This is a genomic window from Enterobacter cloacae complex sp. 385G4 (genome assembly GCF_057320665.1).
In genome coordinates, this window is record NZ_JBXWDD010000001.1 from 1,191,429 (window position 1) to 1,214,387 (window position 22,959).

General features: G+C 56.8%; 19 protein-coding genes. 9 read left to right on the forward strand and 10 right to left on the reverse strand.

Translation table 11 applies throughout. The features are described from left to right. Nucleotides 1-65: 65 nt before the first annotated feature. Both AC2FAJ_RS05925 and AC2FAJ_RS05930 read right to left on the reverse strand, forming a co-directional pair. On the reverse strand, nt 66-248 hold the full coding sequence (locus AC2FAJ_RS05925) for a YodC family protein (protein WP_041909353.1): 183 nt from the start codon (nt 246-248) through the stop codon (nt 66-68). Nucleotides 249-326: 78 nt separating this feature from the next. Next, on the reverse strand, nt 327-1,241 hold the full coding sequence (locus AC2FAJ_RS05930; RefSeq protein ID WP_169804339.1) for a DUF808 domain-containing protein: 915 nt from the start codon (nt 1,239-1,241) through the stop codon (nt 327-329). Nucleotides 1,242-1,416: 175 nt separating this feature from the next. Between AC2FAJ_RS05930 and yedA the strand changes: the two genes are divergently transcribed. After that, nucleotides 1,417-2,331: a drug/metabolite exporter YedA gene (gene yedA / locus AC2FAJ_RS05935; RefSeq protein WP_028013712.1), complete on the forward strand. Its 915-nt coding sequence runs from the start codon at nt 1,417-1,419 to the stop codon at nt 2,329-2,331. On the opposite strand, the gene AC2FAJ_RS05940 is transcribed toward yedA, so the two are convergent. The 3 genes from AC2FAJ_RS05940 to AC2FAJ_RS05950 all read right to left on the reverse strand — a co-directional run bounded on the left by AC2FAJ_RS05940 (nt 2,303) and on the right by AC2FAJ_RS05950 (nt 4,953). After that, nucleotides 2,303-2,794, reverse strand: a complete 492-nt coding sequence (locus AC2FAJ_RS05940) for a very short patch repair endonuclease (RefSeq protein WP_041909351.1) — start codon at nt 2,792-2,794, stop codon at nt 2,303-2,305. The two genes, yedA and AC2FAJ_RS05940, sit on opposite strands and share 29 nt — an antisense overlap. Beyond that, nucleotides 2,775-4,190, reverse strand: coding sequence for a DNA cytosine methyltransferase (locus tag AC2FAJ_RS05945; protein ID WP_309487351.1), 1,416 nt, complete (start codon nt 4,188-4,190; stop codon nt 2,775-2,777). Before AC2FAJ_RS05945 ends, AC2FAJ_RS05940 begins: the two co-directional genes overlap by 20 nt. A gap of 61 nt (nt 4,191-4,251) precedes the next feature. Next, nucleotides 4,252-4,953: a phosphohydrolase gene (locus AC2FAJ_RS05950; protein WP_045260359.1), complete on the reverse strand. Its 702-nt coding sequence runs from the start codon at nt 4,951-4,953 to the stop codon at nt 4,252-4,254. 285 nt (nt 4,954-5,238) lie between these two features. On the opposite strand from AC2FAJ_RS05950, the gene ompC reads away from it, so the two are divergent. Then, the gene (gene ompC, locus AC2FAJ_RS05955; protein ID WP_047362895.1) at nt 5,239-6,405 is read left to right on the forward strand and encodes a porin OmpC; all 1,167 of its coding nucleotides are present in this window, start codon (nt 5,239-5,241) and stop codon (nt 6,403-6,405) included. A 57-nt stretch (nt 6,406-6,462) separates the two neighbouring features. Here ompC and AC2FAJ_RS05960 read toward each other — a convergent pair whose 3' ends face one another. Beyond that, nucleotides 6,463-7,326 carry an N-acetylmuramic acid 6-phosphate etherase gene (locus AC2FAJ_RS05960; RefSeq protein WP_193358744.1) on the reverse strand — a complete coding sequence of 288 codons (864 nt, stop codon included), beginning with the start codon at nt 7,324-7,326 and terminating at the stop codon, nt 6,463-6,465. Nucleotides 7,327-7,491: 165 nt separating this feature from the next. On the opposite strand from AC2FAJ_RS05960, the gene AC2FAJ_RS05965 reads away from it, so the two are divergent. Next, complete coding sequence (locus AC2FAJ_RS05965; RefSeq protein WP_060571685.1) at nt 7,492-9,108, forward strand: sensor histidine kinase; 1,617 nt, start codon at nt 7,492-7,494, stop codon at nt 9,106-9,108. After that, entirely contained in the window at nt 9,105-9,824 is a 720-nt protein-coding gene (gene dcuR / locus AC2FAJ_RS05970; RefSeq protein WP_028013719.1) for a two-component system response regulator DcuR, read from the forward strand. Before AC2FAJ_RS05965 ends, dcuR begins: the two co-directional genes overlap by 4 nt. Here dcuR and AC2FAJ_RS05975 read toward each other — a convergent pair. Then, nucleotides 9,805-10,767 (reverse strand): FAD:protein FMN transferase, encoded by a 963-nt coding sequence (locus tag AC2FAJ_RS05975; protein ID WP_248112425.1) that lies wholly within the window; start codon nt 10,765-10,767, stop codon nt 9,805-9,807. The genes dcuR and AC2FAJ_RS05975 overlap by 20 nt on opposite strands. Before the next feature lie 58 nt (nt 10,768-10,825). After that, a complete protein-coding gene (locus AC2FAJ_RS05980) occupies nt 10,826-13,606 on the reverse strand; it encodes a flavocytochrome c (RefSeq protein ID WP_041909335.1) in 2,781 nt (926 codons plus the stop codon). Nucleotides 13,607-14,215: 609 nt separating this feature from the next. On the opposite strand from AC2FAJ_RS05980, the gene AC2FAJ_RS05985 reads away from it, so the two are divergent. Continuing rightward, nucleotides 14,216-15,724: an anion permease gene (locus AC2FAJ_RS05985; protein ID WP_485453921.1), complete on the forward strand. Its 1,509-nt coding sequence runs from the start codon at nt 14,216-14,218 to the stop codon at nt 15,722-15,724. Nucleotides 15,725-15,777: 53 nt separating this feature from the next. Beyond that, nucleotides 15,778-17,427, forward strand: coding sequence for a class I fumarate hydratase FumA (fumA, locus tag AC2FAJ_RS05990; protein WP_063437812.1), 1,650 nt, complete (start codon nt 15,778-15,780; stop codon nt 17,425-17,427). On the opposite strand, the gene AC2FAJ_RS05995 is transcribed toward fumA, so the two are convergent. Then, nucleotides 17,416-18,321: a LysR family transcriptional regulator gene (locus AC2FAJ_RS05995; RefSeq protein ID WP_222567065.1), complete on the reverse strand. Its 906-nt coding sequence runs from the start codon at nt 18,319-18,321 to the stop codon at nt 17,416-17,418. The genes fumA and AC2FAJ_RS05995 overlap by 12 nt on opposite strands. 95 nt (nt 18,322-18,416) lie before the next feature. On the opposite strand from AC2FAJ_RS05995, the gene AC2FAJ_RS06000 reads away from it, so the two are divergent. The 3 genes from AC2FAJ_RS06000 (at nt 18,417) to AC2FAJ_RS06010 (ending at nt 22,076) form a co-directional block, all read left to right on the forward strand. Further along, a complete protein-coding gene (locus tag AC2FAJ_RS06000; protein ID WP_485453922.1) occupies nt 18,417-19,712 on the forward strand; it encodes a serine hydrolase domain-containing protein in 1,296 nt (431 codons plus the stop codon). Nucleotides 19,713-19,973: 261 nt separating this feature from the next. Further along, nucleotides 19,974-21,269: an MFS transporter gene (gene tcuC, locus AC2FAJ_RS06005; RefSeq protein ID WP_041909329.1), complete on the forward strand. Its 1,296-nt coding sequence runs from the start codon at nt 19,974-19,976 to the stop codon at nt 21,267-21,269. A 15-nt stretch (nt 21,270-21,284) separates the two neighbouring features. After that, entirely contained in the window at nt 21,285-22,076 is a 792-nt protein-coding gene (locus tag AC2FAJ_RS06010; protein ID WP_163332553.1) for a substrate-binding domain-containing protein, read from the forward strand. On the opposite strand, the gene psrA is transcribed toward AC2FAJ_RS06010, so the two are convergent. Next, the gene (gene psrA, locus AC2FAJ_RS06015; protein ID WP_041909325.1) at nt 22,051-22,950 is read right to left on the reverse strand and encodes an L-proline-binding transcription factor PsrA; all 900 of its coding nucleotides are present in this window, start codon (nt 22,948-22,950) and stop codon (nt 22,051-22,053) included. The two genes, AC2FAJ_RS06010 and psrA, sit on opposite strands and share 26 nt — an antisense overlap. Nucleotides 22,951-22,959: the final 9 nt, after the last annotated feature.

A 22,959-nucleotide genomic window follows, 5' to 3' on the forward strand; every position in this document is an offset into this window, starting at 1 on the left:
CCTGATTACTACCTTACACCCGGTACTTCAGTTAAAAACGCCCGGCAAAGCCGGGCGTTATGTGATTAAGCCTGATCGTGCTTGCGCTTGCCGTCACCCGGCTGAAGCTCATCTTCACGAAAGGCTTCCTGCTTAATGCTGTAGCCATCATGCCACCGACATTCCACCATTCCGCTGGAATACCCGGTGACAATCATGCGCGGGCCGCCCTTCTTAGGCTTAACTTCATCACTGACCAAAAAGACCATACCTGCCTCCTGTATCAGGGTGAAACTGTTTCAATTTAGACGAGGAATGGTCTTTTTGCACCCTGCGACGGGTAACAATTAGTGCGCCGTACCGCGCATTTTTTCGATCAGTTTCACCGCCGCCACCACGATAGCGCCAACGATAAAGCCCAGCACCAGATTAAGCAGCGTGGGCAGAATCGCTGCCACCACGCTCCCCTGCGCCGAGGCGAAATGTTCGATGGCATGGTGCAGCGGCGCAATGCCGTGGACCACAATGCCGCCGCCCACGAGAAACATCGCCAGGGTACCCACCACGGACAAGCTCTTCATCAGCCACGGCGCCAGCGTCAGTAAGCCTTTACCGATACCTTTAGCCACCGCGCTGGATTTCTCCTCCAGCCAGTAACCGATATCATCCAGCTTCACGATCAGCCCGACCAGGCCGTAAACGCCCACCGTGACCAGAATGGCGATCCCGGAGAGGATCAACACCTGATTCAGCAGCGGCGCATCGGAGACGATGCCCAGCGTAATGGCGACAATTTCAGCCGACAGAATAAAGTCGGTGCGAATGGCGCCTTTGATTTTATCGCGCTCGAAAACTTTCGGATCCTGCGCGGCAAGCGCTTCAAGGCGCTGCTGGCGCGCCTCCGGGGTATCCTTCTGCTTGCGCGAGCTCAAAGAGTGCAGGACCTTCTCCACGCCTTCGAAACACAAGAATGCCCCGCCAATCATCAGCAGCGGCGTGATGGCCCAGGGGATGAATGCGCTGATCAGCAGCGCCAGCGGCACCAGGATCACTTTGTTCAGAAACGAGCCTTTTGCCACACCCCACACCACAGGCAGCTCACGGTTAGCCCGTACCCCGCTCACCTGTTGGGCGTTAAGCGAGAGATCGTCCCCCAGCACCCCTGCGGTTTTCTTCGCCGCCAGTTTCCCCATCACGGAAATATCATCCAGTAAGGTGGCAATATCATCCAGCAATGTTAATAAGCTACTTCCTGCCAAAATGGTGATCCTTCTTTTTTTGGTAATTAAGTGAATAGTATGGAGCAAAAGCGCAATCGCGGAAACAGGCAGCTTTCGTCAACAAAAAATTCACATCAACTACACAATTAAAGGACTCGCCAGCGCGATAGTTTTCGCGTTTACTATCAGCGACCTTTTTATTTCGTCGTGAGGGATTATGCGTTTCCGGCAACTGCTTCCGCTTATCGGGGCACTTTTTTCGCTGTATATCATCTGGGGTTCAACCTATTTTGTCATTCGCATCGGCGTGGAAAGCTGGCCGCCGCTGATGATGGCGGGCATTCGCTTCCTCTCGGCGGGTGTGCTGCTGCTGGCCTTCCTGCTGCTGCGCGGGCATAAGCTTCCACCGCTCCGCCCAATGCTGAACGCCGCCCTGATAGGCCTGCTGCTGCTGGCGGTGGGGAATGGCTTTGTGACCATTGCCGAGCACCAGAACGTACCGTCTGGGATCGCCGCCGTAGTCGTTGCCACCGTACCGCTGTTTACCCTCTGCTTCAGCCGCCTTTTCGGCATCCGCACCCGCAAGCTGGAGTGGCTGGGGATTGGCATCGGCCTTGCCGGCATTATTCTGCTTAACAGCGGCGGTAACCTGAGCGGGAATCCGTGGGGCGCAGTGATTATCCTTATCGGCTCGATGAGCTGGGCGTTTGGCTCCGTATACGGTTCGCGTATCGAACTGCCGACCGGCATGATGGCGGGGGCAATAGAGATGCTTGCGGCTGGGATTGTGCTGCTGCTGGCCTCAGCCCTGACGGGAGAGGAGCTGACGACCCTGCCGCCGTTGTCGGGCTTCCTGGCGGTAGGCTATCTGGCGCTGTTTGGCTCAATCATCGCCATCAACGCCTATATGTTCCTGATCCGTAACGTCTCACCGGCGGTCGCCACCAGCTATGCCTACGTCAACCCGGTCGTGGCCGTGCTGCTCGGCACCGGGCTTGGCGGTGAAACGCTCTCTCCGGTTGAGTGGTTAGCTTTAGGGGTGATTGTTTTTGCCGTCGTGCTGGTGACCTTAGGCAAATATTTGCTGCCGGCAAAGCCCGTGGTTACGCCTTGCGAGGTGGAGAAACCGTAAGCGCGTGGATCCCCTGGGTGTCGATCTGCGCGGCCTGGCCGCCGCCGCAGATCCACTCTTCCAACCGTTCGCTCAGATCGGCATCGTTCAGCTTTAACCGTCCTCTCAGCGCACACTCCCAGACGATCAGCACTCTCCAGCCCTGCGCGACAAGCGTGGCGAGATCCCGCGCGTCGCGCTCAACGTTCTTACCAATCTTCTCCAGCCAGAAATCGGTGCGCGTCGCCGGGACTTTAAACAGGTAGCAGTCGTGATGATGCCAGAAACAGCCGTGGGTGAAGATAATGCACCGATACGCGTCGATGACGAAATCCGGGCGACCCGCAAGTGCGGGATCCTGCACGCGAAAGTCGAAGCCCGCCTGCGTCAGAAGCCCGGCCAGACGCTTTTCTATCGCGGTGTCACGCGTGCCGATGGCACGCATGTTTTTGCTCCGCGTGGCCTTATCGTGAACGTCCGTCATTGACGGCCTCACCCTGGCGGAGCGCCACCGCCTGTCTGATGCGCGGGGCCAGCAGTTTTGCCACCGCCGCGAACGCGGGCACCACCACCGAGTTACCAAACTGACGGTAAGCCTGAGTGTCCGAAACCGGAATGCGGAAACGGTAGCCCTGCGGCGTTTCAAAGCCCATCAGCCGGGCGCACTCCCGCGGCGTGAGGCGCCGCGGACGGTGACGCTGGTTTTGCGGATCGTCGAAATCTTTCTCGCCCAGCGCTTTATCCCAGCCTCTGTCGATCAGGATTTCCGCGCCGTCTTTGTAGTAGCGAGCGGACAGCGTGCGGGTCACGCTGTGCGGATCGTTTGGGTTCACCATGCCAAACCCAAATCCGTTGCCTTTGGCCTGATGCTTTTTGGCATAGCGGTAGAGGTATTTCCACAGGATCGGGGTAAGGATAAATTTCGCGTCGACCACCGGCTCCAGCAGGTCGGCAATCGTTGGACGACGCTCGGGGTATAAGGAGGAAATATCCCGCAGGGTGAAATCCCCCTTCAGATTGAGATCGCGGCGGAAACCGACGAGCACAATGCGTTCGCGATGCTGGGGCAGGAAGTGTTTCCCGTCGATAATTTTCGGGTCATCCGCGCCCATGTCCTCGGAATCCGCCACGTCATAGCCCAGCTCGTCCAGCGTTTGCATGATAATGCGGAAGGTCTTTCCACCGTCATGGCTCTTTAAGTTCTTGACGTTTTCCAGCACGAATATGGCCGGGCGACGGGCGTCAATGATTCGAGCCACATCGAAAAACAGCGTTCCCTGCGTATCGCAGGCAAAACCGTGGGCACGCCCGAGGGCATTCTTTTTGGAGACGCCGGCCAGCGAGAAAGGCTGGCACGGGAAGCCCGCCAGCAGCACGTCATGCGCCGGAATCGTCTGGCGAATGTGCTCGGCGGCTTGTTCATCCGTGACGCCGCTTTTATGGCTCAGGGTAACGTCGCGGATATCGGCGTTGAAATGATGTTCATGCGGATCGCAGTACCAGTTCGCTTTATAGGTGCGTACCGCATGTTTGTTCCACTCGCTGGTAAACACGCACTGACCGCCGATAGCTTCAAAGCCGTGCCGGATGCCACCGATGCCGGCAAACAGATCGATAAAGCGGAAGGCATAGTTCGGGTGCGCGGCAGACGGCCGCGGAAGCAGGTCTTGCAGATAACGAAACTCGCTTTCGCTCAGGCGGCGCCCTGCCCGATCGCTGGTCAGCAGTCGCTTAAGGATGGCCGGGCTCCAGTGGCTCTCGCCGTGCGCCACCAGCTGGTTTGCCAGCGTTTTAGCGTCATAAATATCCAGCAGCTGGCGCAGTAATGCCTGCACCGTTGCCGTTGACTTCTCAGCCTGCTCTGGCGCGGGCTCTGTCACTGATCGATTTTCCTGCATTCTTTTAACCGGGCAATAAAGACTGGAAACAGATTACCACAGTTCACTTTCGCAAACTGCGACGGAAGCGGTGTTGAATCTGGCTATCCAGCCCGATGCAGTCGCCCTGTAATTCGGCACTGAGTTTCGCCATAAACTGAATCAGAAAATCGGCGTTGTGCTGCGCGAGCTCGCGCCCGACGTCGGTTTGCATTGTATCAGGCAAGCGCAGCAGCTTGGTCTGAAAATGATCGAGCGCAAACGCCCGGTCATCAAGCGGGCGCGCGTCGGCAAACGGATCGTCCGCGTCAAAAAGCGGTACGCCCAGCGCGCCTGACACTGCAAACACGCGCGCCAGGCCAATCGCCCCCAGCGCCTCCAGACGATCTGCATCCTGGACAATTTTGGCCTCAATCGTGTACGGCGTCAGGCCGGCGCTGAAACTGTGCGCCTCGATGGCGTGCTCCACGGCGGCATAGCGATCGGACGGGAAGTCAGGGAAATCGCGGTGCAGAATGTCCCGCGTTCTGCGGGCAGCCAGACGCGACGACTGGCTGCGTTCAGGATGATTTTTCGGCAGGCTAACGATGTCGTGAAAATAGCAGGCGGTCAGGATCGTCAGCGGGTCGACGTGGTGATGAACCATGATTTTCTGCGCCGTCAGCCAGACGCGACGGAAGTGTGAAATATCGTGCGCGGTGTCGTCGGTCGCGTGATGTTCATCAAGCCAGGATTCAAAGCGCTGCTGCCACTGTATGAGTTCCATCATCCTTTCCTGTTACGAAAATGGGCACTGAATTATAACATAGCTAAATAAAATAAATTAAAAAATAGAACCCCGAAATACTTAATAATAATTACCCGCAATACTTTCAAGCGATTAATTCATTTGAAAAATAAAGAGATCCTTGGAAATATTTTGTAATATTTTCACTGGTTTAATTACATTTATTTTTGAACCAAATTTACTAGCCATAGAATAGTATCAGACACGTAATTACGGAGGGTGATTACATATATTCATATAAATTATCTTTAAAGGGAATATATAATGAAAAGAAAAGTTCTGGCAATTCTTGTACCCGCATTATTAATGGCTGGCGCGGCAAACGCGGCTGAAATGTATAACAAAGACGGCAATAAAGTTGACCTGTACGGCAAGGTCGACGCGCGTCATACCTTCTCCGACAACCCTGGCGACGACGGCGACGAAACCTACGTGCAGATTGGTTTCAAAGGCGAAACGCAGATTACACGCGATCTGGTCGGTTACGGTCAGTGGGAATATAAAACCTACGCAAATGATACCGAAAACGCCGGGGACACCTCTTTCAACCGTCTGGCCTATGCGGGCCTGAAATATGGCGAATACGGTTCATTCGACTACGGCCGTAATTACGGCGTCGTGTATGACGTTGAAGCCTGGACGGATATGCTGCCGGTATTTGGTGGTGATTCCTACACCTGGACTGACAACTATATGGTTGGCCGTACCAACGGTGTTGCGACCTACCGTAATAATGATTTCTTCGGTCTGGTTGATGGCCTGAACTTCGCGCTGCAGTATCAGGGTGCTAACGAAGGCGCAAACGCTAACGAAGATCAGGAAGGCACCAAAAACGGTCACGACGACGTACGCTTCCAGAACGGCGACGGCTTCGGTATGTCTACCACCTATGACTTCGACTTCGGTCTGACGCTGGGTGCGGCGTATTCTTCCTCTGACCGTACCAACGATCAGGTTGCTTATGGCGCGGGCAACTATAACCGCTTCAGCAAATACGCAGGCGGTGACCGTGCAGACGCATGGACCGTTGGCGCAAAATATGATGCTCAAGGCGTCTACCTGGCGATGATGTACGCGGAAACCCGCAACATGACGCCGTACGGCAGCGACGGCATCGCCAACAAAACGCAGAACTTTGAAGCCGTAGCGCAATACCAGTTTGACTTCGGTCTGCGTCCATCCCTGGCGTGGGTCTATTCCAAAGGCATCGATCTGGGCGGTAACGATTATCACCCACGCAATGGCTATGACTATGTAGACCAGGATCTGGTTAACTACATCGACCTGGGCATGACCTACAACTTCAACAAGAACTTCTCCACCTATGTTGATTATAAAATCAACCTGCTGGACGAAGATGACGCCTTCTACAATGACAACGGTATTGCAACCGATGACATTGTTGGCATCGGCATGATCTACCAGTTCTGATCCCTGAAAATACTAAAGCCCGCATTTGCGGGCTTTTTTGTTTCAAGGGACACTATTTTACGGCGCTTCCTGCAGCGCCACGCGGATAAACCCGTTATTCTGCACCAGCAGCTCATGGGCTTTCCACGCATCAAGGCCTGTCAGCACCATCAATACCGCGGTTTTACAGTGATGGTTACAGCTCTCCAGCGCGGCCTTTGCCTGCGCCCGGGTGCATCCTCCCGCCTCCATCACGATGGCGATCTGCCGTTCGGCCCATTTGGTACTGCTTGCCTCAAGATCCACGCGCAGGTTGCTGTAAACGCGCCCGGTGCGAACGGCCAGCGCGGTGGTAATCATTGAGAGGATCATTTTTTGCGCGATCCCCGCCCTGGTATTGCGATACCCGGCAACCACATCAGCCCCAAGCTCTGGGGCAATTACCATGCTTGCCAGCTGTGCTGCTTCACTTTGTGCATCACCGGTGATGACCGCAACCGGCGCTCCCAACGACCAAGCATGCCGCATTGCCCCCCAGACCCACGGCGTTTTTCCGCTGACGGTCACGGCAAGCATCATATCGTGTTCATCAAATTTAATGGCCTGCAGGTCAGCCACCCCGCGCTCGTAGCCCCCATCCCCCTCTTCTGCCGTCACGGCAATTACCGGCGTTTTACCCGGCGCATACTCATCTGCAGCCTGTTGTGCGATGCAGCCTGACGGGCCCGCGCCGACAATCACCAGACGGCCGCCGTGGTTGAGCGCCGAGGCGGCGTTATCCACCGCGCGGGCGATTGTCGTTAAGCAGGGGGTTATAGCAGCAGAAATGCGTGCATCTTCCTCGTGGATAACCTTCAGCATGTCCAGCGTGGACAATCTATCTATATTCATCGTGCTGGCGTGCCGTCTTTCCTTGACTGAACCGGTAAGCGTAATGCTCATAAACAGCCTCCTTATTATGAGTACCCACACACTATAAAGTGTTTTATATAGATGACCTGCGAGTGGGGTCACGAAAAGAAGAGTAAATCGACGCTTTTACATGGCTTTAAGAAAAGCCCATCATCAGCGATAATCACTCCCTTTCTTAATCATCGCGGAGTGTTGATGAGCGATTTGCAGCCTTTCCCTCTGACGCGCAAGCGCCCCATGAAACTGTACACGCTGGTCACGTTGATGGTGTCCGCGATTATCGCCTCGGTGTTGCTGGTAGTTTTTGCGCTCTATTCCGTGCAGATCACCCGTGCGACCCGCGATGATGTAAAAGATACCGCTCTGGGCATCGCCCGCACGCTGGCCGACAGCCCGGAGATCCAGCGCGGCCTGATGCAGTCGCCGCAGGCCGACATCATTCAGCCCATCGCTAAAGCCGTCACCCAACGCAACGATCTGCTGCTTACCGTTGTGACCGACATGCGGGGGATTCGCTACTCGCACCCGAACGAGGCGCTCATCGGCCTGCATTTTATCGGCAACGATCTGGAACCCGCGCTGGAAGGCAAAGAGAATGTCTCAGTTAACCGTGGTGCCCTCGCCGAGGCGCTTCGCGTTTTCACGCCGGTCTATGACAGCCAGCACGATCAGATCGGGGTCGTCGTGGTCGGAATCTCCCTCAAAAAGGTGGAAGACCAGATAGCCCGCGGGCGGCTCAACGCGCTCTGGACGATTCTGTTCAGCATCTTTATGAGTTCGATGGCGATATGGGGTCTGGTACGGGTCCTGAAACGCATCCTGTTCGGGCTAGAACCCTATGAAATCTCCGCCCTGTTCGAACAGCGCCAGGCGATGCTGCAGTCGCTTCGCGAAGGGGTACTGGCCGTCGACATTCACGGCCGCGTGACGATGATTAACCACGCTGCCAGAGAGATATTACTTCTCCCCTCCGGCAAGCAGACCGAAAACACCAGCGAGCCGCTGCTGGCAAGCCTGCGTGAGGTATCGAAAACCGGGATTGCGCGTCAGGATCAGGAGATTAGCTGCAACGGACGACTGCTGCTCTGCAACATGGTGCCGGTCAAAAGCCAGAATCGGGTGATCGGGGCTATCAGCACCTTCCGCGATAAAACGGAAATCAGCCAGCTGATGCAGCGTATTGATGGCATGGTCAACTACGTCGACGCCCTGCGCAGCCACACGCACGAGTTTATGAATAAACTGCATGTGATCCTCGGCCTGCTGCACATGAAGCGTTACGACAAGCTGGAGGAGTACATCATCCAGACGGCGCATAATTACCAGACGGATATCGGTACGATACAGAGCAAGGTAAAGTCCCCGGTCGTTGCCGGGTTCCTGCTGGGCAAAATCAACCGGGCGAAAGAGGCCGGCATCACCCTGACGCTGGCGGATGAAAGCCTGATACCGGATACCGGCAGTGAAGAGCAGGTTGCGGTGCTTATCACCGCGCTGGGTAACTTAATCGAAAACGCGCTCGACGCGATGGCAGGACAGCAGGAAGGCGAGATTGGCCTGCTGCTGCATTATCAGAATGGCTGGCTCAGCTGCGAAGTCAGCGACGACGGCCCCGGCATTGATCCCACTCAGCTGGAGGCTATTTTTACTAAGGGGTTCTCAACAAAAGGTGAAAACCGCGGCGTTGGGCTGTTCCTTGCTCGCCAGCAGATCCAGAACCTGGGCGGCGATATTACCGTCGAGTCTGAGCCTGGCGTATTTACCCAATTTTTTGTTCACATCCCCTGGGATAGCGAGAGGAATATCGCGTGATAAATGTATTAATTGTCGATGATGACGCCATGGTAGCCGATCTCAACCGTCTGTACGTCAACCGTGTTGAAGGCTTCAGCTGCTGCGGCGTCGCCTCCACGCTCAATCAGGCCAGGGCCTTTATCAATAACCCCAGCCAGCCTGTCGATCTGGTGCTGCTGGACGTCTACATGCAGCAGGATAACGGGCTGGATCTGCTGCCCGATATTCGCGCGTCAGGCCGCCCGATTGATGTGATTATGATCTCCTCGGCCGCCGATGCCGCCACGATCCAGACCTCCATCCACTACGGCGTGGTGGATTATCTGATAAAGCCGTTCCAGTTCCCGCGCTTTGAAGAAGCGCTGAACGGCTGGAAGGCAAAGCACAGCCTGATGGGCTCGCACCAGTATTACGAGCAGGCGGACGTCGACAGGCTGATCCACGGCGGCGCGCCGGAGCTGGCGGACACTAAAAAATTGCCGAAGGGGTTAACGCCGCAAACGCTGCGCACGATTTGCCAGTGGATTGATGGCCACCCGGAGACGGAATTTTCCACCGACGATCTGGCTAACGCAGTCAATATCTCCCGCGTCTCCTGCCGTAAGTACCTGATTTGGCTTGCGCAGATCAACATTCTGTTCACCAGCATTCACTACGGCGCCACCGGGCGTCCGGTGTACCGCTACCGCTTACAGCCGGAACAGATCGGGCTGCTCAAACAGTACTGCCAATAACGCGGTAGCTCTCGTCCAGAAGGGTAAAACGGAAGTGGTGCATCGAGGAGATCACCACTTCTTTTGTTTTGGTCACAAAGATAGCTTCAATATCGGGGCGCGCACGCAGGGCGGCACAGCCCTTTTCTACCCCCATGCCGTACATCAGCGTGGTCCAGATGTCGCCGTCAATGGAGTCTTTTGAAATGATAGTGACGCTCTCCAGCTCGTTGTCGAGCGGATACCCGGTGCGCGGATCGAGAATATGGTGATAGCGCTTGCCGTTCTGCTCGAAGTAGCGCTCGTACGTTCCCGAGGTCACTACGGAGAGGTTCTCCACCGTCATCGCACCGATCAGCGCGTCACCGGCGAACGGTTTTTTTAGCCCCACGCTCCAGCCCCCTTCCGGCGAGCCTAACGTCTGGATGTTTCCGCCGAGGTTGATCAGCCCCAGCTCAGCGCCCTCTTTGCGCAGGTAGTCCCGCACCCGGTCGGCGATATAGCCTTTGGCGATGGCCCCCAGATCAATCTCCATCCCCGATCTGGTCAGAAACACGCTGGTCTGCGCCTCATCAAGGATGACCTCCTCGGGCCGGGTTATCGCCAGCAGGGACGCAATGTCATCGGCAGGCGGAACGCTGTCTCCCTGAAAGCCAATCTTCCAGCGCTTCACCAGCGGGCCGATCGCCAGGTTAAACGCGCTGTCTTTTAGCAGGCTTGCCGCTTTGGCACAGCGGATCAGTTCAAACACCGGACGACTGACGGCAACCGGATGCTGGCCCGCCGCATGGTTGATGTCCATCACCTGGGAATGCGCCCGGTTAACGGTGAGGAGATCTTCGTACTGTTTGATCAGGCGGAAAACGCGGGACGCGAGGGCTTCGTCATGGGAGAAGAGCTTCAGGAGAATGGGCGAGCCCATCAGAACGGCGGTGTAGCTGTAAACGCGATGGCTATCAGGCATTGCATGTGTCCTCAGATGTAGCCCCGGCAGGCACCGCGCCGCCGGGGAGACAGGAGCCTTACGTTCTTTTTGAGCGCATCGCCGCCTGATGTCCTGCAAGGGTACCAAAAATAATGATATCCGCCACCGCGTTACCGCCGATACGGTTGCCGCCGTGGATCCCCCCGACCACTTCACCCGCCGCAAACGCCCCCGGCAGTACGTTGTGGTTGCTGTCCAGCACGCAGGTTTCGGTGTTGATGGTCACGCCGCCCATGGTGTGGTGCACGCCTGGCGCAATCTGAATAGCGTAGAAAGGCCCTTCGTTGATGGGCGCACGCAGCGCGGTGGTACGACCAAAATCGTCATCGTGCTGTTTTTCAACGAAACCGTTGTAACGTTCCAGGGTCGCGAGGAAAGCGTGGTGATCCATACCGAGCGCTTCCGCCAGCGCTTTTGGCGAGCTGGCGCTGGTCACGAAGCCTTTCGCAATGTACTCATCCGCGGCTTTGTTTTTGGCACGTACGTGCTCGTCAAAGACGATGTACGCGTATTTCTCCGGCAGCGCGATGATTGACGCCGAGACTTTATCGCGGGTCGACATTTCGTTGTAGAAGCGCTCCCCTTTCTGGTTGACCAGAATCGCCCCGCCCCCGCGGATGGATTCGGAAATCAGGTACGAGGTGTTCTGCTCAACGGTGGGGTGAATTTGGATTTCGCCCATATCCACGGTGCCCGCCCCGATGCGCTCCAGCAGCGCGATGCCGCCGCCGGTTGCCCCTTTGTGGTTGGTGGTGACGAACCCTTCCAGATCCGGACGGTATTTGACGACCATCTGGCTGTTGGCGCTGAAGCCGCCCGTCGCCACGATCACGCTTTTCGCTGCCACGGTGACGGTTTCGTTCTCTTCGGTGGTCAGGCGAACCCCGGTCACTTCACCGTTCTCGAAGATAATGTCGCTGACGGAGGTATCCAGCATCACCTCGATGTTACGTTTGTTGACGTTACGCACCAGGCCGCTGATCAGGTAGCCCCCCACCGCAGAGCCGTCTTTTGGACGGTGAGTACGGTCGATGCTCATCCCACCGGTGGTGGTGATGTCGTTCAGCATGATGCCGCGCGTTGCCAGCCACTCGATCGCCTGCGGCGCGTTCTCGACAAAGCGGCGCAGCAGTTCAGGGTTGTTCTTGTTGCCGCCGCCTTTCAGGCTTTCCTGGTAGAACAGCTCTTTGCTGTCCTGAATGCCCTTCACGCGCTGGAAGCGGGTTTCGGCGGCATTCATACCGGCAGAGGCTTTAATGGTGTTCCCGCCGATGGTCGGCATCTTCTCAACAATCAGCACGCTCGCGCCTTCGTCGTGAGCCTGAATCGCCGCCGCCAGACCGGCGCCGCCGCTACCGACAACAACCACGTCCACGCTGCGGGTTTCGTTCGGGTCCACGCCCTCTTCCGCTGCCAGCGCTTTGCTGGATTTCAGCATCGCTTTAGAGACCGCTTTCTTCACCGCTTCACTCTGGCTGGTTGCACCGGTGATGGCATCCACGTGCGGGGTATTGGCGTCCAGAATGCGGGTACGGATCTCTTCAAAGCTGGTGACGAACTCAATATCTTCGCTCGGGCCAGAGGCCAGCTCGATGTCCGCAATGCGGTCGGTTTCCAGACTGACGTTAATCACCAGCTCGTTCGCGTCGTCCTGCACCTTCTCGGTGAACATGCCCGGTTTGAATTTCGATTCGCCCATGCTCATGTCGCGGATCATCGCTTCCACCAGCGAGAAGCGCCACAGCGGTTCAGGAATGCTCAGTTCCTCGCGTTTGGTGCTGTCCATAAACAGCTCAAGGCTTTCACCCGCCGCGATGCGGTCGGTCCAGTCCGGGTAGGCAATAGTGGCGCGGCCAACGGCAATCAGGTCGTAACCGTGGTCCAGCGCTTCATTCACGTCTGACGCATTCACCACGCCGCCCACGCCCATCACCGGAACCTGCGCCAGGGTTTCAGAGCGCATCGCGCAGTATTTTTCGATCAGCGGCGTCGGGTCCTGGGTGTCGACAATGGACGGACGCAGAGTCGCGCCGACGGAGAAGTGCAGGTAGTCCACGCCGCGCGCCGCCAGTTTCTCCAGCAGGTACATGGTGTCTTCAAAGCGGATGCCCGGCACTTCCAGCTCTTCAGGGGAGAAACGGTAGCCAATAATAAACGCGTCGTCCGCGTACTGGCGCACCATTTTGTGGGTGATGTCCAGCACCGCCAGCGGGAACTTCGCGCGGTTGTCGCGGCTGCCGCCCCACTCGTCGTCGCGCTGGTTAGAGTTTGGAGAGTAGAACTGCTGAATCAGGTAGGTGTTCGCCCCGTGGATTTCCACGCCGTCAAAACCGGCCTGGATGGCGCGGCGCACGGCTTCACCAAACTTGCCGATCATGCCTTCCACTTCTTCGGCGGTCAGGGCAACCGGCGTTGCGGCACCGTCACGCGGCGCGGCTACGGCGCTTGGGCCAACCGGGGTACGGCCACCGATCAGTTTCGGATCAACCATGCGGCCGCCGTGGTAGATCTGCAGCAGGGCCTTAGATCCTTTGGATTTAATGGCCTCGGCGATTTTCGCCAGCCCGGCGATTTTCTCGTCGTTATCAATACCAATTGCGCCCGGGAAGGCGAGGCCGAGATCGTCGACGAAGCAGCACTCCACGATGATGGTGCCAATGCTGCCGGAACGGGCCCGATAGTACTCCACCAGCTCGCTGGTGACGGTGCCGTCATAATAGCCGGTACAGGTGGTCATAGGGGCCATTAACAAACGGTTTTTCAGTTCAGTGCCATTCGGTAATGTGAAGGGGCTAAGAATGCGTTCGTTAGTGCTCATAATAGAAACTCCAAACTTTTAAAAATTGAGAATTCGTTATCGGATTGATTTTTTATTTCGTCGTTTTTTGCCGATGTCATGATATTAATATAATGGTTTTTTTAGTTTCTAAAGTTATTACGTTAGTTAAAAAACTATTTAATCCCTGTGATAACACTAATAATACATTGGTGTTAGCGATTGTCATTGAGGCATTCACAATATTTTAAAATACGTTAAATAAAAAATGGTAAAACCATTTCGCCAAAAACCAAAAAATCCTTTAAAATCAAACAAATAGCCATTATTAAAAATTCGAATTGTTACAGAAATGATAAAACAAACCCGCAAAAAAGATAATAACCCCATACGCCAGAGTGGTTATTAATAAAAGCATAAAAATAACACTGCAATTCTGTTTTTTTGATCTCGATCAATAGTCATGGCATTTAAAAGCGCAATATAAAAACATCATCATTTTTTAATTTAACGCACAAAAAAAAGCGTTAAATCGCTATTACTGAAAATACCAAAACGCACCTTTAATAACTAAAAAAAGCAAAGAAACTTAAGAAAGCAATTTTGACTTTTCAGTGCGACCGAATTTTTGACAACTTAAGACGTGATACTATGAATACAAAAACTGCTGTAACGCCCCCTGTGGCGAACCAGGCATCAAATGGAAACGCAAAACGTCTGCTGATGATGGCACTGCCCGTCATCGTCGCCGTACTGCTGCTGTTTGTTCCGGTACCGGAAGGACTGCCTCCTTATGCATGGCACTACTTCGCCATCTTCGTCGGCGTGATCGTCGGTCTTATCTTCGAACCCCTGCCGGGCGCGGTGATCGGCCTGACCGGCGTGGTCGCCATTGCCCTGTGCAGCCAGTGGGTGCTGTTCAGCCCTGAACAGCTGGCTGACCCGAAATTCAAGCTGGCGGGCGCCTCCTTTAAATGGGCGGTGAGCGGGTTTGGTAACTCCACCGTCTGGCTGATTTTCGGTGCCTTTATGTTCGCCGCTGGCTATGACAAAACCCGCTTCGGCCGCCGTCTGGCGCTGATTCTGGTGAAGTATCTTGGCCGTCGCAGCCTGACGCTCGGTTACGCGATTACGTTTGCGGACCTGCTGCTGGCACCGTTCACTCCGTCCAATACCGCGCGCAGCGGTGGGACCATCTACCCGATCATCGCTAACCTGCCGCCGCTGTACGGTTCAAAACCCAACGACCCAAGCGCGCGTAAGATTGGTTCTTACCTGATGTGGGTGGCGATCACCGCGGCCTGTATCACCAGCTCAATGTTCCTCTCCGCCCTCGCGCCGAACCTGCTGGCCCTGGCGCTGGTGAAAAGTACGGTTGGGATCGACATCTCCTGGGGGACCTGGTTCCTCGCCTTCCTGCCGCTGGGCATCCTGCTGATCCTGACCATGCCGCTGCTGGCCTACTGGTTCTACCCGCCAGAAGTGAAGGTGAACAATGAAGTGCCGCTGTGGGCGACCCGTGAACTGGAAAAACTGGGCAAACTGTCGCGCAATGAGATCCTTCTGCTGGTGTTCGTATGCTGCGCGCTGCTGATGTGGATCTTCGCCGCCGCGTGGATTGAACCCGCGATGGCAGCCCTGCTTATCGTTGGCCTGATGCTGTGGACCGGCGTGCTGGAGTGGAACGATATCACCGGCAACAAAGCGGCGTGGAACACCTTCGTCTGGTTCGCCACCCTGGTGGCGCTGGCGGATGGCCTCTCCTCTACCGGCTTTATCAGCTGGTTAGGTAAAGAAGGCGGCCTGCTGATGAGCGGTATCTCTCCGGGCGTGGCGACCATCGTGCTGCTGCTGGCGTTCTACCTGCTGCACTACCTGTTTGCCAGCACCACCGCGCACACCACGGCGCTGCTGCCAGCGATGCTGACCATCGCCTCCACCATTCCGGGCATGAATATGGAAGTGTTCGTTCTGCTGATGGTGACCTCGCTGGGCGTCATGGGGATCATCACCCCGTACGGCACTGGCCCAAGCCCGATTTACTACGGTAGCGGCTACCTGCCAACCAAAGACTACTGGCGCCTCGGCACCATCTTCGGTGCCATCTTCCTGGCGACCCTGCTGCTGATTGGCTACCCGTGGATGTCCATGATGTTCTGATTCCTGACCGCCGGACTTCTCCTCCGGCGGTTTTATTTTTGTGGAGCAATACTATGTCGAATAAACCGTTTTTTTATCAGAACCCCTTCCCTCTTTCGCATGACGACACCGAATACTACCTGCTGACCAACGAGCATGTCTCCATTGCCGAATTCGACGGCCAGGAAGTGCTGAAGGTGGAGCCCGAAGCCCTGACCCTGCTGGCGCAGCAGGCCTTCCACGACGCCGCATTTATGCTGCGTCCTTCCCACCAGAAGCAGGTTGCCGCCATTCTTAACGACCCGGAAGCCAGCGAGAACGATAAGTACGTGGCCCTGCAGTTCCTGCGCAACTCGGAAATTGCGGCGAAAGGCGTGCTGCCAACCTGCCAGGATACCGGCACGGCAATCATTATGGGTAAGAAAGGCCAGCGCGTCTGGACCGGCGGCGGTGACGAAGCGGCCCTGAGCCAGGGCGTGTATAACACCTATATTGAAGACAACCTGCGCTACTCGCAGAATGCGGCGCTGGATATGTATAAAGAGGTGAATACCGGCACCAACCTGCCCGCACAGATTGACCTCTACAGCGTTGACGGTGACGAGTATAAATTCCTGTGCATGGCGAAGGGCGGCGGCTCTGCCAACAAAACCTATCTCTACCAGGAAACCAAAGCGCTGATTACCCCGGCGAAGCTGAAAAACTACCTGGTTGAGAAGATGCGTACCCTGGGGACCGCAGCCTGCCCGCCGTACCATATCGCGTTTGTTATCGGCGGCACCTCAGCGGAAGCCACGCTGAAAACCGTGAAGCTGGCTTCCACGCGCTACTACGACGCGCTGCCAACGGAAGGCAACGAACACGGTCAGGCGTTCCGCGATGTTCAGCTGGAACAGGAGCTGCTGCAGGAAGCACAGAACCTCGGCCTCGGCGCGCAGTTTGGCGGTAAATACTTCGCCCACGACATTCGCGTGATCCGCCTGCCGCGCCACGGTGCCTCCTGCCCAATCGGCATGGGGGTCTCCTGCTCCGCTGACCGCAACATCAAGGCGAAGATCAACCGCGACGGGATCTGGATTGAGAAGCTTGAGCACAACCCGGGTCAGTATATTCCGGAGTCACTGCGCCAGCAGGGCGAAGGCGACGTGGTGAGCATCAACCTGAACAAGCCGATGAACGAGATTCTGGCGCAGCTTTCCGCGCATCCGGTCTCTACCCGCCTGTCGCTGAACGGCACCATTATCGTGGCGCGCGACATTGCCCACGCGAAGCTTAAAGAGCTGCTGGATAACGGCGAAGCGCTGCCGCAGTACGTCAAAGATCATCCGATTTACTATGCGGGTCCGGCAAAAACCCCGGAAGGCTACGCGTCTGGCTCACTCGGTCCAACTACCGCAGGGCGCATGGATTCGTATGTGGACTTACTGCAGTCCCACGGCGCGAGCATGATCATGCTGGCGAAAGGCAACCGCAGCCAGCAGGTGACCGACGCCTGCCATAAGCACGGCGGCTTCTACCTGGGCAGCATCGGCGGCCCGGCGGCGGTGCTGGCGCAAAACAGCATTAAGAGCCTGGAGTGCGTCGCGTATCCTGAGCTGGGCATGGAAGCCATCTGGAAGATCGAAGTGGAGAACTTCCCGGCGTTTATTCTGGTGGATGACAAAGGCAACGACTTCTTCCAGCAGATCCAGAATAAACAGTGCAAAGGGTGTTCACAGCGCTGAGCGTTTCCATAACGCCGGAAGCAGCGACAGCGTATCGTTGATTAACCCGCGCTTGTCGCTGCCCGGCTTCCAGATGGTGACCATCGTCTGGCTTATCCCCTGGCTGCCCACTTCGGTGGGCAGCCTTTTTACGTTTTTCCACTGCGTTGCGTGAAGATGGGTCGGCAAAAACCCCCAGCCGCAGCCCTGCTCCAGCAGGCCGCGCAGCATCTCCAGTTCGTTAGTGAAAAGCGTGTGCCCTGAAATTTGCAGGCGACGGGCAACCGGCTCGTCTGATGCGGCATGCATAATCACCTGTGGGACCAGAGAGAGATCGAGCAGCGACACCGGCGACGCAACCTCCGCAAAAAGCGCCGTTGCGGCGTAAAAATCCATTTCGATCGCCCCCAGCGCCCGCCACTCCATCTCATTGCCCACGCTGCGGTTGCGCGCCTGGCAGATCCCCAGATCGGCCTGACCGTTTGCCAGCATCGCTTCCGCTTCATCGCGCGATGCGCTGGTCAGGCTCAGGCGGATCTTTTTCGTCGCCAGTGTGGCAATCAGCGCCTGTAAAAAGGCTCTGGGGGTGAACGGATCGTAAACGAGAGCAATGTCCTGCGTCGCGCTGTCCGGTACCGATCTGGCAAACGCCTCAAACGCTTTGACCTGCCGCATCAGCAGGTGCGCCTGCCGCTGAAGCTGCTCCCCCTCCGGCGTCAGGCGCAGGCTGCGCCCCTCCCGCAGGAACAGAGCGTAGCCCAGCCCATCCTCAAGAAAATCGATCAGATCCCTGAGGGTAGTGCGATCTTTGCCGAGTTTACTGGCCGCCTTCATCAGGCTGCCGTGCTCAGCAACGGCGGTGAACGCCTCAAGCTGGGCAAAGGAATAGATCGGTGATGCCAAGTCATTCTCCACGCGATTTTTCCGGGGGATTTTCCCCCATAACGCGTTTTTTATTATAGGCCGCAGGTTCTTAAACTGAAGTCCTTCCTGAGCCAAACGAGATAAATATGAAAATCAAAACAAACCGCACGCTGCTCGCGGCGCTGGTTGTCAGCAGCCTGCTCTCGCCCGCCGTTATGGCGGCCTGCAACGGTACCGACCTCACCACCTGTCCGGCGCCTTTCGATGCCAGACTCCCGGACGCGCATACCATGCTCACCTGGAGCCAGTCCGACCGCGTGGTGGGCTTCCGCAATGACTACCGCAACTATGCGGGCGATGTGTTCCGCCACGGCAACGCTACGCCGCTGCTGCCCGCAGAAAAACCGCTCACCGGTGCCCGCTATCAGGTTAACGGCAAGACCTGGAACCTTCAGGATTACCTGAAACGCCAGAACGTCAGCGGTATGCTGGTGCTGAAGAACGGCAAAGTGGCCTATAAATATCTGGGTGAAGGCAATACCGACTCCACGCTCTGGACCTCACGTTCCGTGGGCAAATCCGTGGTCTCGGCGCTGGTTGGGGTCGCGATCAAAGAGGGCAAAATTCGCTCCCTTGATGACCTCATCACCCAATACGAACCGGATTTGAAAGCCACCGCATGGGACGGCGTGACGCTGAAACAGCTCATCACCCACACCTCCGGCGTGGCGTGGAATGAAGACTATACCGACCCGAAATCAGACTTCGCTCAGCTGACCCAATGTGAAGCGAAACCGGGTACCTATGACTGCGTGCGCACGCTGGTGAAAGGGTTACATCGCGAACACCCGGCGGGCGAAAACTGGTCATACTCCTCAGGTGGCGCATGGCTACTTGGGGACGTGCTTGAACGCGCCACCGGCATGACGCTTGCGGCGTATCTGGAGAAAAGCATCTGGCAACCGTACGGGATGGCGAGCGACGGCGTATGGCATGCCTACCGCAAGGACCAGCACGACGTCGGCGCCCACGGCTTTAACGCCACGCTGGAAGACTGGGGGCGTTTCGGCGAATTTATCCTGCATAACGGTACGCTCCCCTCAGGCAAACAGATCCTGCCTGACGGCTGGGTGAAGCAGTCCGCAGACTGGACGCAGGCAACGGGATCGGTGTCAAAGGCGCACCCGAAAGGGTTGTACGGCTATCAGTGGTGGAATAACGAGGTGCCCGCTACGGCCACGGGGGTTAAGCCAGCGGTGCAGGACTCCCTGAAAGATTCACTCTGGGCGCTGGGTATTTTTGGCCAGATGATCATGGTTAACCAGAAAGAAAATCTGGTTATCGTCCAGTGGTCCACCTGGCCGCAGGCTGAGCCGTCATTCAGCGCCCAGCCGCTGGAAGCGTCGCTGATGTTTAGCGCGATAGCGAACGCGCTACGCTGAATAGAATAAGCCAGGCCCTGCCTGGCTTATCTTCTGCGCAATGTCACAAAACAGGGATATCAGCCACTTAGCAGAATGCGGTGAATGAAAAATAAATGAATTGTTAAGTTATTGTTAGAACCGTAAATCCTGGTCAACGTCCTGTCATTGATGCACACCACGCATCAGTTCATGCGCGATTTGCGCTTATTAATTTCCGTTTAATGAGCCAGTTTTCAGAAACAGACGGACAACACGTCAATAATAAAACTGGAGACTACGATGATTTCCTCAACCCCACCTGCAACCGTTCGCGCAAGAGCGGGCGCGATACTTCGCGTCACCTCCGGCAACTTCCTTGAGCAATTCGATTTCTTCCTGTTCGGGTTTTATGCCACCTACATTGCGCATACCTTCTTCCCGGCGAGCAGTGAATTTGCCTCGCTGATGATGACCTTCGCCGTCTTCGGCGCGGGCTTTTTGATGCGCCCCATCGGGGCAATCGTGCTCGGCGCGTATATTGATAAGGTTGGCCGCCGCAAAGGGCTGATCGTCACGCTGTCGATTATGGCGGCGGGAACCTTCCTGATCGTGCTGATCCCTTCCTATGAAAGCATCGGCCTGTGGGCGCCGCTGCTGGTGCTGATGGGGCGCTTGCTGCAGGGCTTTTCCGCCGGGGCGGAGCTTGGCGGGGTGTCGGTCTATCTGGCAGAAATCGCCACGCCGGGCCGCAAGGGCTTTTATACCAGCTGGCAGTCCGGCAGCCAGCAGGTGGCGATTATGGTGGCGGCGGCAATGGGCTTTGCCCTGAACGCACTGATGGAAGAGAGTGCCATCCGCGAATGGGGCTGGCGCATTCCGTTCCTGTTTGGCTGCTTAATCGTGCCGTTTATCTTTATCCTGCGCCGCAGGCTTGAAGAGACGGAAGCGTTTCGCGCGCGCCGCCACACGCTGGCGATGCGTCAGGTCTTTACCACCCTGCTGGCGAACTGGCCGGTTGTGGTTGCAGGCATGCTGATGGTGGCGATGACCACCACGGCGTTCTATCTGATCACCGTCTACGCGCCGACCTTCGGCAAAAAAGTGCTGATGCTGAGCGCCTCTGACAGCCTGCTGGTCACGCTGCTGGTGGCGATCTCTAACTTTATCTGGCTGCCGGTGGGCGGCGCGCTGTCGGACCGCTTCGGACGCAAACCGGTACTGATTGCCATGACGCTTCTGGCGCTGGCGACCAGCTACCCGGCGCTGACGCTGCTGGCGCAGTCCCCAAGCTTCACCATGATGCTGAGCGTGCTGCTGTGGCTCTCTTTCCTGTACGGCCTGTATAACGGCGCGATGATCCCGGCGCTGACGGAGATCATGCCCGTTGAAGTGCGCGTGGCCGGTTTCTCGCTGGCGTACAGCCTGGCAACGGCGGTCTTTGGCGGTTTCACACCGGTGATTTCTACCGCCTTAATTGAGTACACCGGTGACAAAGCCTCCCCGGGGTACTGGATGAGCTTCGCCGCGGTCTGTGCCATGCTGGCAACGCTCTATCTCTACCGTCGCAGCGCGCTGCATCTGCAAACAGCCCGTTAATCCGGAGAGGATGATATGCACACATTTATACGTTCAGGACTGACCGGGCTGGTATTGCTGGCAACCAGCGCAGCGGCGCTGGCCCAGGAGGTGACCGTTATGATCTCGGGCGGTTTTAAAGCCGCCCTGGAAAAGCTCGCGCCAGAGTATGAAGCCAAAAGCGGTGACCGCATTGTGCTGATCCCGGGACCGTCCATGGGACAAACGCCCCAGGCCATCCCCAACCGCCTGTCGCGCGGTGAAAAAGCGGACGTGGTGATTATGGTCGGGGATGCGCTGGCGCATCTGGCGAAGGACAGAATGGTCAAAGACGGCTCGCGCGTTGAGCTGGCGGATTCGCCCGTCGGCGTGGTGGTCAAAGCAGGCTCGCCGGTGCCGGATATCGCTACGGAGGCTACCCTGCGCCAGACCCTGCTGAAGGCGAACGCTATCGCCTACTCCGACAGCGCCAGCGGGCGGTATGTGCAAACTCAGCTGTTTAAAAAACTGGGAATTGAAGAGCAGGTTGCGGGAAAAGCGCACAAGGTTGAGCGGATCCCGGTCGCGTCTGAAGTGGCAAAAGGGAAGTACAGCATCGGGCTCCAGCAGGTGAGCGAACTGCTGCCTGTTCCGGGGGTAACCTTTGTCGGCAAGCTCCCGAATAATCTGCAATACATTACTCGTTTTGCCGGTGCAGTGACGGCCCACGCGGATCATCCCTCAGAGGCGCAAGCGCTGCTGGATTACCTCGCGTCAGCCAGCTCGCGAGAGACCATTACCGCTACCGGGATGATCCCCGTCGCTACGCCGCACGATAGCGCGCGGTAATCAGCGTTTCCAGCTCGGCGGCAATCCATGACTGAATACGCCCGCTGCGCCGAATCAGCCCGACGGTGCGTTTGACTTCGGGTTCGGTCAGCGGGATCTGCGTCAGAATCGAATGTTCAGCGTGCGGCATTGACATCGCGGGGACGGCCGCAATGCCAATCCCCGCTTCCACCATCCCCAGCATCGTGGTCACGTGGCGCGTTTCACAGATCCCCGGACGCTCGGGCTTAATGTGGCCGAGCATCTGGTCGAGCAGGTTGCGGTTTCCGGAGGTGATATCCAGGCTGATGTAATCCTGCTGATAAAACGCCTGCCAGGTCAGATTCTTACGCCCCGCCAATGGATGATCGCGACGGCATGCGGCAACGTACACATCCTCCACCAGCGGAATAAACGTGATATCCGGCTGCAGGCTTCTCGCAAAACAGATCCCAAAATCCGCCTGACCGCTGGCCACTGCCTCTATGACATTCCCCGCGCTGCTGTCGATAAGCTTAATGCGCACGCGCGGAAAGCGGCTGTGGAACTGGCGGATGACCTCGGGCATAAAATGACAGGCAGCCGAAGGCACAGTGGCGACGGTGATCAGCCCGGTGCGCTCCTCGCTCACCTTGTCGATATCGGCCAGCATCGACTCCACGTTTTCCAGAAGCACCCCACAGCGCTCGGCAAAGGTTTGCCCGAAGAGCGTCAGCGTCACGCGTCGGGTGGTTCTGTCGAACAGTTTGGCCCCCACTGCCGCCTCCAGCTTTTCGATGCGGCGGCTTAAGGCAGACTGAGAAATGCAGATAGATTCTGCCGCAATACGGAAATTACCGTATTCCACCAGGGCTCTGAAGGCGTAAAGATCGTTGAGGTCGAAATTGACGGGCATACTTTCTGG